At 70.5% G+C, this 17,144-nt stretch carries 19 protein-coding genes; 14 read left to right on the top strand and 5 right to left on the bottom strand.

The features are described from left to right. Positions 1-42: 42 nt before the first annotated feature. From ACZ4VF_RS35655 to ACZ4VF_RS35695, 9 genes are all read left to right on the top strand, one after another. The gene (locus tag ACZ4VF_RS35655; RefSeq protein ID WP_467931234.1) at positions 43-501 is read left to right on the top strand and encodes an RrF2 family transcriptional regulator; all 459 of its coding nucleotides are present in this window, start codon (positions 43-45) and stop codon (positions 499-501) included. A 543-nt stretch (positions 502-1,044) separates the two neighbouring features. Continuing rightward, complete coding sequence (locus ACZ4VF_RS35660) at positions 1,045-1,941, top strand: TauD/TfdA dioxygenase family protein (RefSeq protein WP_467931236.1); 897 nt, start codon at positions 1,045-1,047, stop codon at positions 1,939-1,941. Further along, complete coding sequence (locus ACZ4VF_RS35665; RefSeq protein WP_467931237.1) at positions 1,938-2,831, top strand: ABC transporter permease; 894 nt, start codon at positions 1,938-1,940, stop codon at positions 2,829-2,831. Before ACZ4VF_RS35660 ends, ACZ4VF_RS35665 begins: the two co-directional genes overlap by 4 nt. Beyond that, complete coding sequence (locus ACZ4VF_RS35670; RefSeq protein ID WP_467931238.1) at positions 2,828-3,559, top strand: ABC transporter ATP-binding protein; 732 nt, start codon at positions 2,828-2,830, stop codon at positions 3,557-3,559. Before ACZ4VF_RS35665 ends, ACZ4VF_RS35670 begins: the two co-directional genes overlap by 4 nt. Positions 3,560-3,604: 45 nt before the next feature. Beyond that, positions 3,605-4,663 (top strand): aliphatic sulfonate ABC transporter substrate-binding protein, encoded by a 1,059-nt coding sequence (locus tag ACZ4VF_RS35675; RefSeq protein ID WP_467931240.1) that lies wholly within the window; start codon positions 3,605-3,607, stop codon positions 4,661-4,663. Beyond that, positions 4,660-6,018, top strand: a complete 1,359-nt coding sequence (locus ACZ4VF_RS35680) for an LLM class flavin-dependent oxidoreductase (protein ID WP_467931241.1) — start codon at positions 4,660-4,662, stop codon at positions 6,016-6,018. Before ACZ4VF_RS35675 ends, ACZ4VF_RS35680 begins: the two co-directional genes overlap by 4 nt. 263 nt (positions 6,019-6,281) lie before the next feature. After that, complete coding sequence (locus ACZ4VF_RS35685; RefSeq protein WP_467931242.1) at positions 6,282-6,623, top strand: VOC family protein; 342 nt, start codon at positions 6,282-6,284, stop codon at positions 6,621-6,623. A 329-nt stretch (positions 6,624-6,952) separates the two neighbouring features. Beyond that, positions 6,953-7,798 carry a hypothetical protein gene (locus ACZ4VF_RS35690; RefSeq protein ID WP_467931243.1) on the top strand — a complete coding sequence of 282 codons (846 nt, stop codon included), beginning with the start codon at positions 6,953-6,955 and terminating at the stop codon, positions 7,796-7,798. Between the two features lie 259 nt (positions 7,799-8,057). Further along, complete coding sequence (locus ACZ4VF_RS35695) at positions 8,058-9,983, top strand: ABC transporter ATP-binding protein (RefSeq protein ID WP_467931245.1); 1,926 nt, start codon at positions 8,058-8,060, stop codon at positions 9,981-9,983. Between the two features lie 37 nt (positions 9,984-10,020). On the opposite strand, the gene ACZ4VF_RS35700 is transcribed toward ACZ4VF_RS35695, so the two are convergent. Next, on the bottom strand, positions 10,021-10,377 hold the full coding sequence (locus ACZ4VF_RS35700) for a hypothetical protein (RefSeq protein ID WP_467931246.1): 357 nt from the start codon (positions 10,375-10,377) through the stop codon (positions 10,021-10,023). A 251-nt stretch (positions 10,378-10,628) separates the two neighbouring features. Between ACZ4VF_RS35700 and ACZ4VF_RS35705 the strand changes: the two genes are divergently transcribed. Next, positions 10,629-11,396 carry a class I SAM-dependent methyltransferase gene (locus tag ACZ4VF_RS35705; protein WP_467931247.1) on the top strand — a complete coding sequence of 256 codons (768 nt, stop codon included), beginning with the start codon at positions 10,629-10,631 and terminating at the stop codon, positions 11,394-11,396. Positions 11,397-11,504: 108 nt separating this feature from the next. Here ACZ4VF_RS35705 and ACZ4VF_RS35710 read toward each other — a convergent pair whose 3' ends face one another. After that, positions 11,505-11,891, bottom strand: a complete 387-nt coding sequence (locus tag ACZ4VF_RS35710; RefSeq protein ID WP_467931249.1) for a beta/gamma crystallin domain-containing protein — start codon at positions 11,889-11,891, stop codon at positions 11,505-11,507. A gap of 683 nt (positions 11,892-12,574) precedes the next feature. Between ACZ4VF_RS35710 and ACZ4VF_RS35715 the strand changes: the two genes are divergently transcribed. From ACZ4VF_RS35715 to ACZ4VF_RS35730, 4 genes are all read left to right on the top strand, one after another. Then, on the top strand, positions 12,575-12,778 hold the full coding sequence (locus ACZ4VF_RS35715; RefSeq protein WP_467931250.1) for a hypothetical protein: 204 nt from the start codon (positions 12,575-12,577) through the stop codon (positions 12,776-12,778). Positions 12,779-12,873: 95 nt separating this feature from the next. Then, positions 12,874-13,302 (top strand): Rrf2 family transcriptional regulator, encoded by a 429-nt coding sequence (locus ACZ4VF_RS35720; protein ID WP_467931251.1) that lies wholly within the window; start codon positions 12,874-12,876, stop codon positions 13,300-13,302. Positions 13,303-13,382: 80 nt separating this feature from the next. Further along, complete coding sequence (locus ACZ4VF_RS35725; RefSeq protein ID WP_467931253.1) at positions 13,383-14,123, top strand: NIPSNAP family protein; 741 nt, start codon at positions 13,383-13,385, stop codon at positions 14,121-14,123. Positions 14,124-14,208: 85 nt separating this feature from the next. Continuing rightward, positions 14,209-14,955, top strand: a complete 747-nt coding sequence (locus ACZ4VF_RS35730) for an endonuclease/exonuclease/phosphatase family protein (RefSeq protein WP_467931255.1) — start codon at positions 14,209-14,211, stop codon at positions 14,953-14,955. Between the two features lie 110 nt (positions 14,956-15,065). Here the strand turns inward: ACZ4VF_RS35730 and ACZ4VF_RS35735 are convergent, their stop codons facing one another. The 3 genes from ACZ4VF_RS35735 to ACZ4VF_RS35745 form a co-directional block, all read right to left on the bottom strand. Then, complete coding sequence (locus ACZ4VF_RS35735; RefSeq protein ID WP_467931256.1) at positions 15,066-16,286, bottom strand: spore photoproduct lyase family protein; 1,221 nt, start codon at positions 16,284-16,286, stop codon at positions 15,066-15,068. A gap of 123 nt (positions 16,287-16,409) precedes the next feature. Continuing rightward, complete coding sequence (locus ACZ4VF_RS35740; protein WP_467931257.1) at positions 16,410-16,751, bottom strand: DUF3140 domain-containing protein; 342 nt, start codon at positions 16,749-16,751, stop codon at positions 16,410-16,412. Between the two features lie 6 nt (positions 16,752-16,757). Next, entirely contained in the window at positions 16,758-16,994 is a 237-nt protein-coding gene (locus ACZ4VF_RS35745; RefSeq protein ID WP_467931258.1) for a hypervirulence associated TUDOR domain-containing protein, read from the bottom strand. Positions 16,995-17,144: the final 150 nt, after the last annotated feature.

Here is a 17,144-nt window from a genome sequence, read left to right on the forward strand (position 1 = left end):
GCCGGTGACGTGCGGAACACAGCAGTGAGGGATAATCGCGGCATGCGGATCTCGGCGCGGGCGGACTATGCGGTGCGGGCGGCGCTGGAGCTGGCCGCGGCGGGGGAGGAGACCTCGCTCAAGGCCGAGGCGATCGCCGCGGCGCAGGGTATCCCGCACAAGTTCCTCGAGGGCATTCTCGGCGACCTGCGCCGGGGTGGTCTCGTGGTCAGCCAGCGCGGCGGCAAGGGCGGCTACCGGCTCGCCCGGCCGGCGGACTCGATCGCCATCGCCGACGTCATCCGTGTGGCGGACGGCCCTTTGGTGTCGGTGCGGGGAGTGCGTCCCCCCGAGCTTTCCTACTGCGGCCCCGCTGAGCCGCTGCTGCCGCTGTGGATCGCCGTACGCGCCAACGTGCGCAAGATCCTCGGCGAGGTCACCCTGGCCCACGTCGCCACGGCCGAGCTGCCCGACGAGGTCCTGAGCCTCGCGGCTGACCCCGAGGCCTGGACGAACCCCTGACCTCACCGCCGTGTCCGGCCGGCCGTCGCCGTAGTGCCCGCGGTTGCCGGGGTCCCCGTCGGCGGCCGCCGTGGTGCCGCTCGGGACGCGTGGTGCCGCTCCGGACGGTGTCCGTCCGCAATGCAAGACCCGCCCGGATCTTCTTGACCCGAGCGGCGGACGTCTGCTGAACTCCCGTCCTATGAACCCGCGCGTGGACCTCACTCGGCGGCGCCACATCGATCTGGCGCACGTCTCCAGCGCGTTTTGTTGTCGTTGATCCCGCACGTGCGGCCCGACAGCACCTGGTTCGCACCGGTGGCGCACGTCGGGCAGAGGCGCTAGCAGCCGCCCGCATGGCAGTGGCTTCCCGCCGGTTCGTCGCGCCCTTCTCCTGACCGCCTCCTTTCCCGGTTCCGCTCGGCACTCCCTCCTTCCCGGTCGCCGGGGAGAGGTGCGCGTACGGCGCCGGTGAAGCGCCCTGCCGTCAGGTACGACGAACGACTCCACCCACACCCCCGCACGCCCATCAGTGCGCCCCGCTCCCCTGGGAGGGACTTCCTCATGCCTGTCTCCATCCGCAAGCTCACCAGCCGTATCGGCGTGATCGTCGAGGGAGTCGACCTCACCGCGTCGTCCGACCCCGCGACGATCACGACGCTCCGTCGGGCCCTCAACGAACACAAGGCCCTCGTGTTCGACCAGGTGGACCTGGACAACGCCGGTCAGGAGCGCGTGGCCGCGTGGTTCGGCGATCTCACCACGGCCCACCCCAACGTGCCGGCGGCCGACGGCACGACGCACGTGCTCGCCGTCGACAGCGAGACGTCCAAGGCCAACGAGTGGCACACGGACGTCACCTTCGTGGTCAACCCGCCGCAGGTCACGACGCTCCGGTCCGTCGTGGTCCCGCCCTACGGCGGCGAGACGCTCATCGCGAACGCCGCCGCGGCCTACCGCGACCTCCCGGAACCGCTGCGCGCCCTCGCGGACTCCCTGCGCGTCGTGCACACCAACCAGTACGACTACGCCCGTCCCTCGGCCGCGACGGCGGCGCGGCAGGAGTACGACCGCGTCTTCGTCTCCACTCCGTACGAGGCGGAGCACCCGGTCGTGCGGGTACATCCGCTGACCGGCGAACACGGCCTGTTCATCGGCGGTTTCGCCCGACGCGTCACCGGTCTGTCGAGCGGCGACTCGGCCGATCTGCTGCGCGTCCTGCAGTCGTACGTGACCCGGCCGGAGAACGTCCTGCGCTGGACCTGGTCCCCGAACCAGCTGCTGGTCTTCGACAACCGGATCACCCAGCACTACGGGGTGGACAACTACGACGACCATCCGCGTCGCCTGAACCGGGTGACGGTCGCGGGAGAGGTGCCGGTCGGCGTCGACGGCCGTCCCAGTGTGCAACGCGTCGGCGACGCCTCCCACTACACCGGCGTCCTGGAGGCGGCCGCATGACCGAGATCCGCATCCCGGCACCGGCCGTCACCAAGGGCCGGGACGCCGAAACGGCGGCCGAGCGGCAACGCGAGGTGTTCGTGCCGCGCGACGTCCGCCGCCGGACACCGCTCGGCACGCTCCGCGACCGCCTGCGGTGGCCGCTGGGCGTCTACACCACGCCGGTCGTGATCCTCGTCGCCTGGGAGGTGCTCGCCCGGGCCGGAGCGCTGCCGAAGACCTACGCGCCGGCGCCGACCTCGATCGTGACATCCGCCGCCGACCTGTGGCGACAGGGCGTCCTGGGACCGGACCTGGCCGTCTCGCTGCAACGGGCCGGCATCGGTCTCGGGATCGGTCTGACGGTGGGCGTCGTCACCGGGGTGCTCGGCGGGCTGCTGCGCAGCGGTGAATACCTGTTCAACGGCGTCGTGCAGATCCTGAACACGATCCCGCTGCTGGCGGTGCTGCCGTTGATGATCGTGTGGTTCGGCATCGACGAACTCACGAAGGTGCTGCTGATCTCCTTCGGGGCCGGCGTACCGATGTACCTCAACCTGTTCGCCGCGATCAGAGGGGTCGACCAGCGGCTCATCGAGATGGCGCGGACGACGGGCGCGGGTCCCTGGCGCATCGTGACACGGGTGCTGGTGCCCGGAGCCCTGCCGGGCTTCCTGGTCGGCCTCCGGTTCTCCCTGGCGTACAGCGTCCTGGGCCTCGTCGCCGCCGAGACGATCAATGCCGACCAGGGACTCGGGTTCCTCATCACCCAGGGGCAGACGTACCTGCAGCCCAACCAGGTCTTCGTGGGGCTGGTGGTCTACTCGCTCCTCGGTCTGCTCGCCGACCAGTTCGTCCGGGTTCTCGAACGGGTGCTCCTGCGGTGGCGACCCGGTTATGAGGCGTCATGAGCAACACGACCCAGGTACGCCCCCGTCGGCAGACCGGAGCCGTCGTCGAGCAGGTCGTCCGCCGGTTCGGTGACCGGGTGGTGCTCGACCACCTCGACCTCACCATCGCCGACGAGGAACTGGTGGTCCTGCTGGGCCCTTCGGGCTGCGGCAAGAGCACCCTGCTGCGGCTGCTCGCCGGACTTGACCGGCCCGACGGCGGACGGGTGGAGGTACCCGCGAAGCGGGCGATCGTCTTCCAGGCCGACCGGCTGCTGCCGTGGCAGCGTGTCCTGCGCAACGTCACCCTCGGCCTGCACGGGCCCGACGCGGAACAGCGAGCCGCCGACGTGCTCGCCGAGGTCGGACTCGCCGGCCGCGAGAGGGCATGGCCCAAGGAGCTGTCCGGCGGTGAGGCCCAGCGGGTGTCGCTGGCACGGGCACTGGTCTCCGAGCCCGAACTCATCCTGCTCGACGAGCCGTTCGCGGCACTCGACGCGATCACCCGACTGCGCATGCACGACCTGGTGCGGGAGCTGCGCAGCAGGCACCACGCGGCGATGCTGCTCGTGACCCACGACGTCGACGAGGCGATCGCGCTGGCGGACCGCATCGTCGTCATGAGCCACGGCCGCATCGGCGCCTCGCACGAGGTGCGCGTCGCCGCCGCGGACCGCGAGGCGGGTGCCGCCCGCGAAGAACTCCGCGCCCGGCTCCTGGAGGACCTCGGCCTGGCCGGCCGGCACTGACCTCTCCCCACACCCTCACCCGGCACAGAAAGCACAGGACATCCCATGCGCAAGAGAACGGCCTCGGCCATCCGTACCCTCGGCTCACTCGCCCTGGCGAGCACCCTGCTCGCCTGCGGAGCGGGAGAGTCGGACACCACCGCCCCGCTGGCCGACGTCGCCGGACCGGGCGATGCCAAGCACCCCGAGTGGGCCGGGTACACCTTCACCATCGGCGACAACGGCGGTGACGGAAGCCAGGAACTCGCCAGGATCACCGGCGTGTTCGACAAGGCGCCCTACAAGGTCAGGTTCGCCCGGTTCACCTTCGGTCCGCCGCTGGTACAGGCCGCGGCCTCGGGGGACATCGACCTCGGCAGCGTCGGCGACGTGCCGCCGATCACCGGAGCGGCGAAGGAGTACGGCTTCAAGGTCGTCGCCGTCAACCGCTCGCTCACGCCCGACCAGGCCGTGGAGAACATCATCGTGCCGAAGGGCTCGAAGCTGAGGACGGCCGCCGACCTCAGGGGCAAGAAGATCGCTGTCCCCCAGGGCAGTTCCGCCCACGGCCTCGCCCTGAACGCGCTGAAGAGCGTCGGCCTCACCCCCAAGGACGTGAAGCTGGTCTTCCTCGACCCGGCGGCCGGAGCGACGGCCTTCAACACCGGCAAGGTGGACGCCTGGTCCATCTGGAACCCGCAGTCGGCGATCGCGGTCAGGAACGGCGCGCGGGTCCTGGTGAAGGGCCTGCCCCCCATCGACCAGACGAGCAGCTACTACGTCGCCAGTGACTCGTCGCTGAAGGACAGCTCGAAGCGGGCGGCCCTGACGGACGTGCTGAAGAGGCTCTCGCGCGAGTTCGCCTGGGCCGTCAAGCACCCCGACCGGTACGCGCAGGCGCTCTCCAAGGAGCAGGGCATCCCGCTCGCCGACGCCAAGGCGTCCCTGGCCGCCTACTCCAACCGGGTGACTCCGGTGGGGCGGTCGGACATCGAACTGGAGCAGAAGCTCGCCGACGCCTTCCTGCAGGCCGGCCAGATCACCAGGAAGGTCGACGTCAGGTCGATCACCGACAACCTCCTCCCCGCCGGTTACGACAGCTCGAAGCCGGAGGTCTCCTCATGAGCGCGCGACGGCGGAGGCTCCGCCTCAACGCCTTCCTCATGGAGGCGGGCCACCACGAAGCCGCCTGGCGGCTCCCCGAGAGCAACCCCCGGGCCGACTTCGACCTGCGGCACTGGATCGACCTGGCCCGGCTGGCCGAGAGCGCCCGCTTCGACGCGCTGTTCCTCGCGGACGGGCCGGCCCTCATCGGCACCGGCGAGTTCCGGCCACCGGGCCGGCTCGATCCCCTGACACTGCTGACCGCGCTGTCCCAGGCGACGAGCAGGATCGGCCTCATCGCGACCGTTTCGTCCACCTACAACGAGCCGTACGACCTGGCCCGCCGGCTCGCCTCGGTCGACCACGTCAGCGGCGGCCGCGCCGGCTGGAACATCGTCACCTCGGCCGGGGCCGACGAGGCGGCCAACTTCGGCCTCGACGACCGCCCCGGACACGCCGAACGCTACGCCCGCGCCGACGAGTTCCTGAAGGTCGCCAAGGCGCTGTGGGACAGCTGGGAGCAGGAGGCCGTCGTCGCGGACAAGGACACAGGGCGTTACGCCGACCCCGCGCGGCTGCACCGAGTCGGCCACCGGGGCAGGTACTTCAAGGTGGCCGGACCACTCAACGTGGAGCGTCCGCCGCAGGGCCACCCGCTGCTCGTCCAGGCCGGCTCCTCCGAGGACGGCAAGGACTTCGCGGCCCGCCACGCCGAGGCCGTCTTCACCGCCCACACGACCTACGAGCGCGCCGCCGCCTTCTACGCCGACATCAAGGCACGGACCGCAGCCGCGGGACGCGACCCGGACGGGGTGGTCGTCCTGCCGGGCATCGTCCCGTACATCGGCTCGACCGAGGCCGAAGCCCGCTCCCTCGCACGGCAGTTCGACGAGCTGCGCGTCCCGGAGTACGGGCTGCGCCAGCTGGCCGCCGTCTTCGAGACCGAGCCGTCGGTCTTCGACCTCCACGAGGCGCTGCCGGACGCCCTCCTCGCCAGGCCGAAACCGGAAGGCGCGCAGAGCCGCTCCGACCTGATCACCGAACTCGCGGTGCGCGAGAAACTCACCGTCCGCCAGATCATCTCCCGGCTCGGGGGCGGCCGCGGTCACTTCGAGTGCGTCGGTACGCCCGAGCAGGTGGCGGACACGATCACCACCTGGTTCGAGGGCGGCGCCGCCGACGGGTTCAACATCATGGCCCCGGCCCTGCCGTCGGGTCTCACGGTCTTCATCGAGCACGTCCTGCCCATCCTGCGCGGCAAGGGGCTGTTCCGCGAGGAGTACGAGGGCACGACCCTCCGCGAGCACTACGGTCTCCCGGTGCCCTCCAACCAGTTCCACCGGCCGCGGGCCACGGTCCGGGCGGCCGGTGCCTGACGCGTTCGGGTGCTCGTGCCGCCCCAGGGCTGCGGGACACCGCCCGAGTCGGCCGGATCACCAGGTCCACAGGACTCGGCGACCGACCGGGGCGGGGCACACCGGCGCGGCATCGTCCTGCCCAGCACCTCGCTCGGCCGTCCCCGCGCGTCAGAGGACGGGGGGCCAGCGGGCCGCACACAGGCGGGGGACGGTCGTTGGCCGCGGTTCCGCGAACCGCTGGTGCCCGGTGATTGTCAGTGGTCGTCGTTAAGGTGACGATCATGAGTCTGACAGCAGTGATGATCACGGTGGATTGTGCGGAACCGCAGGAGCTGGCCCAGTGGTGGGCCACTGCGTTGGGAGGCGAGATCGCCCAGGACCACGGTGACTTCGTCATCGTCAGAGCGCAGCCTCTGGCACTGGGTTTCCAGCGTGTGGCCGAGGAGCGGCGGGGCAAGAACCGCGTACACGTCGACTTCGCCGCCGCGCCCGGCACGGGCCTGGCGGCAGAGGTGGAGCGGCTGGTCGCTCTGGGGGCGAGCGTCGTCGGCGAGCACAGCGTTCCGGGCCTCACCTGGACCGTGCTGCGGGACCCGGTCGGCAACGAGTTCTGCGTCCACTGACGAGCAACGCCACCGTGCCGGTCACAGCCGTTGGTCGACGACTGTGACCGGCACGGCCACCTCATGGCGGACGGCGAGCTTGCCGCACCTCGTGGCCACGGCTCGATGGCGCCCGGGACGACCGATTCCACACTCCCACCACGCGGGTGCTCCGCGTAGTCGTGCTTGTCGAACGCGACGGAGAGTCGCGTCGCAGTTCACGGGGAGTCCCCCGGTCTCCGTGCCGCCGGACGCATCCGCGCGCCCCGCGCGCGCTGCCCCCGCCGGGACCCGGATCCTCACATACTGGCAGTCGGGTCTGATGTGTCCCGCCATGAAAGGAGCGAACCATGACCGGGCGGAGCTCGGGTGGTGCGGGCGGCGCGACTGAGGGCAAGTCGAGGTTCGACGACATCTACGACAGTCCGGACCCGCGCGCGTACTTCTCCCGGCTGGCCCCGCTGGAGTACGAGATCCCGCAGCACGCCCAGCCGGTCTTCCGGCAGGCCGCGGCCGAACGGGCGGCGCTCGACGACGGCCGCCCCGGCGTGCCCGTGGTGCTGGACGTGTGCTGCTCGTACGGCATCAACGCCGCGCTGCTCAACCACCACGTGACGCTGGCGGACCTGTACCGGCGGTACACCTCACGGGCGGCGCGGGCCATGCCGACGGCGGAGCTCGCCGCCTGGGACAAGACGTTCTACGCCGAGCGGCGCAGACCCGACGCCGTGGCGGTGTACGGCTTGGACGTGGCCGCGCCCGCCGTGCGGTACGCCCTGGAGGTGGGCCTGCTGGACGCCGCCTTCACGGACAACCTGGAGCAGCGCCCACCCGGCCCTCGCCTGAGCGGGGCGCTCGCCGACCTCGGCCTGATCACGCTGACAGGCGGCGGCAGCTACATCACGGAAAGGACGTTCGCGGCACTGCTCGACGGCGCCCGTCGCCCCGTATGGGTGAGTGCGTTCGTGCTGCGGACCGTCTCCTACGCACCGGTGGTACGGGCACTGGCCGAGCGCGGCCTCCACACCACGGTCGATCCGTCCCGCACCTACCCGCAGCGCCGGTTCACCGACGACCGGGAGCGGCGGTATGCGATCACAGCGGTCCGGGCACTGGGCGGTGACCCGTCCGGGCGGGAGGACGCCGGCCGGTTCCACTGCGTGCGGTACGACTCGCGCCCCGCTGGCCACGAATGACCCTGTCGTCGCACGCGGGCGCACGACCTCCCCCGCCCGCCACGCCTCGTTTCGGCGTGACCGGTGCCCGCGGACGCCTGCTACGGCGAGGCGGACCGAACCCTGCGCAACGCGGATCCCGCGCCTCCGCGTCCGGTGGCGCCGCCGACCTGTGTCCGCTGAGCCCGGCAGTGTCCGGTTCTCGCCGGTCCGCGGTAAATGCCTGGACTGGGAGACTCTGCGGACGGGAGACTTCCCACGACCGACCTCCGGGAGTGTGATGGGGACGACGGACACGCGAGGGCCGACGCCGGGCAGGAGCGCGGTCGTTCTGGCGCTGCGCCGCTACTGCCAGGAACTGCTGCGGTTACGACTGCTGGCCCTGCCCGGGATGCTGTTGCCGGCCGTGGGCAACATCGGGGTCCGCTACGTCGCCCCGCTGCTGATCGCCAAACTGGCAGGACAGGCAGCAGGCGACGGCGGTCTCGACCTCGGTGCGGCGCTGCCGTACGTGCTGGGCTTCGGCGTGGCACTGGTGCTCGCCGAGGTGGTGTGGCGGGTCGGGCAGCACTGTCTGAACCGCGTGGACGCCCTCGGCATGGAGCACCTGTACGTGAGCGGCATGGACGAACTCCTGATCCAGGACGCGGCGTTCTTCCACGACAACTTCGCCGGATCCCTGACCAAACGGGTGCTCAGCTTCGGCAAGCGCTTCGAGGACTTCGTCGACACGGTGACGTACCGGATCGTGGGCAATCTGGTTCCCCTGGTGTTCGGTGCCGTGGTGCTGTGGGGCTACGAACCGATGCTCGTCGTCGGCCTTCTCGTGATGATCGCGCTGACCGCGGTGGCCGCGACGCCTCTGATCCGGCGTCGGCAGAGACTCGTCAACGACCGTGAGGCGGCCATCGCCCGGGTCTCCGGCCATGTCGCCGACAGCCTCGGGAACATGGAGACCATCCGGGCCTTCGCGGCGGAGCGGCGGGAGGCCGACGAACACCGCAGCCGTGTCGCGGAGTCCCGGCGCCTCACGCTGAGGTCGTGGGACTACGGCAATCTGCGCGTCGACACCCTGGTCGCCCCGATGTCCGTGCTGACCAACGTGCTCGGTCTGTTGGTCGCCATCGCCTTCGGGGGCGAGGGCCAGGGAGTCGAGGAGATCGTCGTCAGTTTCACCTACTACTCCAACGCCACCCAGATCATGTTCGAGTTCAACCAGATCTACCGGCGTCTGGAAAGCTCGATGACCGAGGCCGCGCAGTTCACGGAGCTGTTCCTGGACCCGCCCACCGTGCTCGATCCGACGGAACCCGAACCGCTCGCCCCGCGGGACACCGGCGTTCGCTTCGAGGCGGTGACCTTCGCCCACGCGGGTGCGAAACCGATTTTCCAGGGACTCGACCTCGACGTCCCCGCAGGCGCACGGATCGGTCTGGTCGGCAGGTCCGGCGGCGGCAAGACCACGCTCACCCGGCTCCTGCTGCGGATGTCGGACATCGACGGCGGACGCATCCTGATCGGTGGCCAGGACATCAGCCGGCTGCGCCAGACCGACCTGCGCTCACTGATCGCCTACGTCCCACAGGAACCCGCCATGTTCCACCGCAGCCTGCGGGACAACATCGCCTTCGCCCGGCCCGACGCCACCGACGAGGAGATCCGCGCCGCGGCCGCGGCCGCGCACGTCACGGAGTTCGCCGACCAACTCCCCGACGGCTTCGCCACTCTGGTGGGGGAGAGGGGGGTCAAACTCTCGGGCGGTCAGCGCCAGCGCGTCGCCCTCGCCAGGGCCATCCTGCGCGACGCGCCGATCCTGCTGCTGGACGAGGCGACCAGCGCGCTGGACTCGGAGAGCGAACTCCTCGTCCAGGACGCCCTGTGGCGCCTGATGGACGGACGCACGGCCCTCGTGGTCGCCCACCGCCTGAGCACCGTCGCCGGCATGGACCGGCTCGTCGTCCTCGACCGCGGAAGCGTCGTCGAACAGGGCACCCACGGGGAACTGCTCGCGGCGGACGGTGCCTACGCCAAGCTGTGGCAGCACCAGTCGGGCGGCTTCCTGGGTGAGAGCACCGGGTCGGCCCCGGGACACCCGGCACCGGGCCCGGCGGCGGACCTCGGAGGGCTGCCCGGGCCGGTCGATCCGGCGCCGGCCGGGGGCGGGCGGATACCGGCACACGCCCGAACGAGCACCCGGCCCACGTGATCGAGTCGACCGGTGCTCCCGCGCCGCGTCGTCGGCCTCAGCGGAAACGATCGAAGGTGCCCTTGGCGGTACCGTCGAGCTCGTCCTCGCCCCGCCAACGGGCCAGCACCCGGGCGATCTGCCGAGGAGTCGCCTGCGCGTACTCGTGCCACCGGGACGCATAGCCGTGCGGGTAACCGAGCAGCATGTTCAACACGTTGTTCACCGCGTCGTCCTGATCATCCGGATCCGGGAACGACGGCCAGGCTTCCGCGATCGCGGCGATCTCGTCCCGGGTGAAGCCCATGAGGGTGGAGAACTCCCAGTCCGGGAAGAATGGCCCGCTCACTGCCGCGTCCAGGCACTCCTGGACGATCTGCAACTCCTCGACGGACATGCGCTCCACTGCACTCATGCCGGGATGATCTCATCCTGCTCGTCCTCGCCGGTGCGGGCACCAGCCCGGTACCGGCCGACCACCGGTCCGATCAGCCCCCACCCAGCCGGTCGGTTTCCGCGCCGTGATCGGGGCCGTGCCCAGGCCGGAGATGTCCGGGGCGAGCGCGATGGAGCCGGCACGTCGGAACCGGGGCTTCGGCACAGCTTCCGCGCCGGCCCGGCCGGTCAGGGCGAGGGCCCCGCGAACCGGCACGGTAGCCTCGGGCCATGCCCGAGACGTCGGTGGCGCACTTCTACGACGAACTGGCCGACGACTACCACTTGATCTACGCGGACTGGGACGCGAGCCTCCGTCGGCAGGGGAACGCTCTGCACACCCTGATCGGTCAGGAGCGTGCGGCGGTGCTCGACTGTTCCTGCGGCATCGGCACGCAGGCCATTGGCCTGGCGCTGCGTGGGCACCACGTCACCGGCACCGATCTCAGCCCCCGCGCTGCCGCCCGCGCTGCCCGCGAGGCAGCCCACCGGAGCCTGGGCCTGTACACGGCCGCGGCCGACATGCGACGCCTCCCGTTTCCCGATGGCCGGTTCGACGTCGCCGTCTGCGCTGACAACTCGCTGCCCCACCTGCTGACAGAGCGGGATGTGCACGCCGCCCTGACCGAGATGCGCCGCGTGCTGCGTCCCGCCGGTCTGCTGCTGGTCAGCACACGCCCCTACGACGACCTGCTGCGCGACCGCCCCGTCTCGACGCCTCCGCAAGCCCACTGGACCGCCGACGGCGGGGAAAGGACGGTGACCTTCCAGCTCTGGCACTGGCACGATGACGGTGAGCACTACGACCTGGAGCACTTCCAACTACTCCCGGCCGGCGGAGACTGGCGCGTCAAGATCCGCCGAACCACCTACTGGGCGCTCGGCCAGGACCGCTTGGCCGGCCTCGCGGCCGATGCCGGGTTCGTCGACGCCCGGTGGCTCATGCCGCAGAGCACGGGCTTCTTCCAGCCGCTGCTCGTGGCCCGCGCCGGCGCGTAGGCGATGCCGCCGCTCGACGGGCCGAATCCGGGTCCCGCCGACTGCCAATGTGAAATGACGCGTCCGAAAAGGGGCGCCTCGAAAGGCGCCCCGTGCCGTGCTCGGATTTCAGTGAATCCTGATGGATATGATCTCGTGGACGTGGCCAGGATTCCACGAACTCCACTTCTGCAACGTGATGGTTTCCAGTCTCGGATCACTCAGGTTTCGCTGGAACTGCAGGGTCACGACATTGTTCCCCGACTCCACCCAGTTCACGCCGTAGATGGCGACGGGAATCGAACCGGCATTGGCGAAACAGAGAGTGTCACGACCCTCGTTGTTGTGGATTTCGAGGTAGCCGTTCTCGTTGCAGTCCGTTCGGTTGATGGACGGCCCGATGGCGGAAGCCGCACCGGACGAGCCCACGGCGGCCGTGGCCGGCACGGCCGTCGCGGTCAGCGCGGCCGCACAGATTGCTGCCACGCCGAGGCAACGGCGCACGGAAAGCTTCATTCTCTTCCTCTCGCACGGGAGCTTGAGCCCTTACCGTCTCACGTGCCTCCACCGTACAGAAAGCACTTACTGGCCAGATGGAAATGGCCTTTGCGTACGGGCGGAGAAGGGTGAGCGACACCACGTTTGGACATGAACAGCGGAGGTTTCACCAGTTCGGCAGGGGGTTCGGATGACCGAGCTCAGAGGGGACGAAGCCGACCCGCGGAAGAGCCGCCGGGGAGTCCACAGACGTCATGCACGTTGATCAGCGGCGGAACGGGGAGGGTTCGGTGCCGTGAGTCAGCCGAAATTCGCGGAATAACAGGCCCCGCCAGCTCGCAGAGCCCGTGGAAGGGAAGGGCGTCGAGGATCGGGGAGTCTTCCTGCTCGTGGACTGCCGGCTCAGTGCAGAGGCCGCAGGACTCGGCGAGTTCGGCCGCTCTCCGGGGGCGGCCAGCGCAAACGGGACAGTGAGGCCGACAACGCGTTCGGCAACACACGGCCGTACCTGGAGGCGGCGGTGGAGCGCACCTGGCGCCGGTTCGCGGTCTTCATGTCGCTGCGCCCGAGCCGGCAGGCGGTCGTCGATGGCAGTGGCTGGTGGCCGCCGACGCTCTTCGCCGTTGAGCACCAGGACGTGGAACTGCTCGCCCGGCTGCTCGATGCGGGTGCGGACCCCGATGAAGGAAACACCACTCACCGTGACCACGACCGCGGTGCTCCTGGCCTACGGCGCGGATCCGGCGCTGCCGGACGGGTCCGGAGAGACGCCGCTCGAGGCGGCGGAGCGGAACGATGATGTCCTTGCTCTCCGGCTGCTGCGCCGGCATCTGTCGGGCGACGAGGTTCGGGCCACGGATCGCCGGCAGGTGCGGGGCTCCGCCCCCGGCGCTTCGTGTCCCTGACGTATCCCCGACGTGCCCCGACGGTACCGACGGGTCTTGACGACGGGAGTGGCTGTAACAGAAGCTGTTGCGACAAGCGGGGGAGGGGAGGGGTGATGGCGGCGAACAGTCGACTGACCATCGCGACGCATGTGCTGGCCTGGCTGGCGTTGGCGCAGCGTCGTGGTCAGGAGGTTCTCACCTCGGAGCAGGTCGCGGCCAGCGTCAACACCAACCCCGTGATCATCCGGCGCAGCCTCGGGGACCTGCGACGAGCCGGCCTGGTGGACGTCCGCCACGGCGCCGGCGCGGGCTGGAGTCTGGCCCGTGAGCCCGAGGGGATCACCCTGCTCGAGGTGTACGACGCCGTCGGCCCGGAGCCGCCGTTCGGTCTGCACCGCACCGAGCCCAACCTGGAGTGCCCGGTCGGCCGAGGCATCCGTCCCGCCCTCAGCGGCGTCTACGGCCGGGTCGAGCGGGCCATGCGACGGGAGCTGGCGGACACGTCGATCGCCGATGTGCTGCGCGAGACGCTGGTGAACTGACCGACAGGGCCGGTAGTCGGGTAGCCACCCTGCCGCTTGCTGTAACAAACATTGTTGCAACAGCCGAACGAGGAGCAAGAGTGCTGAAAGCCCCACGGTCCCCAGTCGTCGAGCTGCGGCAGTACACGCTGCACCCAGGACGACGAGACGCGCTGATCGATCTGTTCGACCGGGAGTTCGTCGAGACCCAGGAGGCAGTGGGGGCGACCGTCGTGGGGCAGTTCCGTGACCTGGACGACCCGGACCGGTTCGTCTGGCTCCGCGGATTCCAGGACATGCCGCACCGTGCCAGGGCACTGGAGAGCTTCTACGGTGGCCCGGTCTGGCAGGCCCACCGCGACGAGGCGAACGCGACCATGATCGACTCCGATGACGTGCTGCTGCTGCGACCGGCCTCGGCGCGCGGTGGATTCCCGGTGCCGGACGCCGCTCGACCGGCCCCCGGCGAGCCGGCACCCTTGCCACCGTCGCTCGTCGTCGCCACGATCTGGTACGGCCACCGCCCGTTCGACACCACGTTCGTCGACTTCTTCCAGCAGCGAGTACACCCCGTACTGGCCGAGACCGGCGGCGAGCCACTGGCGTACCTACAGTCGGAACACGCCCCGAACACCTTCCCGGCGCTGCCGGTACGAACGAACGAGGAGGTCTTCGTATGGTTCGCACGTTTCACCGGCGAAGGCCACATCGACCGTCACCTGAATCGGCTGCAGGCCTCGGAATCCTGGCGCGAGGAGGTGCTGCCGACCGTTTCGGAACGGTGGGCCAGGGCCCCGCAGCGGCTACGGCTGGCGCCCACCGAGCGGTCACTGCTCCGCTGAGAAGCAGACCACACAGGCCCAAGGGAACCGCGCTCGTGCGACCGCTGCCGCTGCGCGTCGCGCCGTCGCGTGGAGAGGGGGAGGCGTGCAGGATCTGCCCAGGTCGGTGACGGAGCCCGACGGTTCCGTGGTCGTACGTGTGCTCAGTTACAACATCCGTTCCATGCGCGACGACGTCGAGGCCCTCGCCCGGGTGATCCGGGCCTGCCGGCCCGACCTCGTCTGCGTCCAGGAGGCCCCGCGGTTCTTCCGCTGGCGCCAGGCCGCCGCCCGCCTCGCCCGTTCCTGCGGACTCGTGTACGTCTCGGGCGGCGGCCCCGCTTGCGGCCCCATGATCCTCTCCTCGCTCCGCGCCCACGTGGAACGCACGGAAGACGTGCTGCTTCCCCGCACCCCCGGTCTGCACCAGCGTGGCTTCGCGACGGCCGTACTGCGGTTCGGCCGGGCCCGGCTCGGAGTGCTCAGCTGCCACCTGAGCATCGACGACCAGGAGCGCTACCAGCAAGGCCGGCTGCTTCTCGACCGGCTGTCCGCCCTGGACATGCCGTACGCCGTCGCCGCGGGCGATCTCAACGACCGGCCCGACGGGCGCACGTTCGGCCTGCTCGCGGCCGCCCTGCAGGACGGGTGGGCGACGAAGCCGTGGGGGCGTGAGCACACCACCCGGCTGGGCGATCCACTCCAGCGGATCGACGCGGTCTTCGCGACGGAGGGGGTCCAGGTGCTCGGGTGCGGGGTGCCGATGGGGCTGTCCGGGCTCGACGAACGAGACCTGCGGGCAGCCACGGACCACCTGCCGGTGCTGGCCGCTGTGCGGGTGCCCGCCGCGTAGCCGTGGGGCACGGGCCCCCGGGTCCGACGACTACCCACAGGAACCGGTTGACGACAGGACTCGTGCGGGCGGGAAAATCCGATGAGGCACCGGACGGCGGCCGGGGTCGCTCAGAAGGCGTAGCGGATGCGCAGCCACGGTGCGTGGGACGCCACCAGCGTGCGCAGGGCCTGGACGGCCTCTGCCTTGACATGGTTGGTGTAGCGGACGTTCAGTGCCCCGTTCTCGGAGCGCTTGCCCTGCTGGAGGGCGGGCTGCCACAGCACCTCCTCGGCCCTAGGGTGCCAGCCGAGGTTCACCTCGTGCAGTTCCCGGTTGTGCGTGAGCATGATGACTTCGCAGGCCGCCTGCCGTTTGACCCGGTCGGGGAGCACGTCGTCGAGGTGCCGGAGGACCTCGGTCCACGCCTCCTGCCAGCCGGGGCGCAACACCACGGGGGAGAGGTTGAAGTGGACCTCGTAGCCGGCGTCCAGGAAGTCCGCCGCGGCGGCGATCCGGTCGCCCACCGGTGACGTGCGGATGTCCAGCAGCCGCGAATCGGCCGGGGGCATCAGCGAGAAACGGATGCGGGTCCGGCCCCGCGGGTCCAGGTCCAGCAGGTCGGGATTGACGAACTTGGTGGCGAACGACGCCTTCGCCGAGGGCCACTGGCGGAAGAACCGCACGAGATCCGCGGTGTTGTCGCTGATCAGCGCGTCCACCGAGCAGTCGCCGTTCTCCCCGATGTCGTAGACCCACGCCGACTCGTCGCACTGGTTCGGTTCCGCTTTGCGACCCTGGCGAGCGATGTGCCGTGCCAGATGGGCGAGGATCGCGTCGATGTTGGTGAAGACGGTGACCGGGTTGGCGTACCCCTTGCGGCGCGGTACGTAGCAGTACGCGCAGGCCATGGCGCACCCGTTCGAGGCGCCGGGGGCGATCCAGTCGGCGGACCGTCCGTTGGGCCGAGTGGTCAGCGTCTTCCGCTCGCCCAGTACCAGCGTCTCTCCCTTCACCCGCACCCATCGGTCGACGTTGCCCTCGTTGCCGTGCAGCCCCGGGATGCCCCAGTGGGACGGCACCTCGACCACGTCCGCGTCCGGGAAGCGGGCGAGGATCTCACGGCCGCGGGCGGAAGCGGCGGCAGCGGGCTCCGCGTAGACGGTCCGCACGGGGAGCAGACGGCGGGCCGCCGGGGAGTCGCGGAACGGGGGACGGCCCGGTGCTCCGGCTTCGCCGGAACCGCTGAGCCCGGAGGCACCGCCCTCGTGCGGCGGGGCGCCCGAGCCGAGCGCGTCCAACCCGAAAAGGGCGTCGGCGCCGTCGGTCGGCCGGGCGGAATGGTGTCTCATGGGTGCTGCGCTCGCGAGGGTGTCGGGGCTGAGGGCCTCACTCCACTGTAGGCAGCCGCCGCGGACAGCACGCGCGCGGGGCGCAGCGCCCGGTACGACGCATGCGGACCCCGTGAGCGGGACTCACCCCTCGTGGAGCGGGTCGTGGCCCCAGTTCATCAGCGAGTGGCGCCACCGTGTGTCCCGCACGTCCCCGGACGGGCGCTGGGCCAGGTGGCGGCGGACGTAGCCGATCACTTTGCGCATGTGCGCGTAGTCCGCTTCCGAGAGGTCGCCCTTCTTCTTGTGGAGGATCTCCACGATCGTGCGCCCGGAGGCGTGACCGGTGGACTCGCCCCCGTCCTTGTGCTGCCCTGCCGCCCGGGACTCCTGCGTCGTCAGCCACTTCTCCAGCGCGGACGGCGTCATGTTCACCAGTTCCCGGAAGGCGTCCCAGGTCTCGCGGTGCTCGTCGGAGCCGGCCACGCCGGTCTACTTCTTCTTCTTGAGGGCGGACGGCTTGTGTACGGCCGTACGGCCCGACTTGTCACTGCGCACCTCGTACTGGGGGTCGTCGGGTGAGGCGTCCACGGTCCGTCCCGCCGCCTCCGTGCGTTCGGTGATCTTCTTCTCCACGGTGCCGGTGGTCTCGCTGCCGTGACTGCGCCAGGTCACCTTGTCGCCCTTGGACGGTGCGTTCCTGCCCGAGGAGCCCTTCGCCTTCGCCATGGTCGTCCTCCTGCCGTGCCGAGCCGCGCGAGTGGGGGCACTCCCACCTTGCAGCCGACGGCCGGTTGCTGCATCCGCAGGAACGGGCAGGTCGCAGGCATCTCGATGACACGGCGTGCCGACCGCCCTCACGGTCCCCGAGCGCAGACG

This window comes from Streptomyces sp. NPDC029151 (assembly GCF_055564315.1).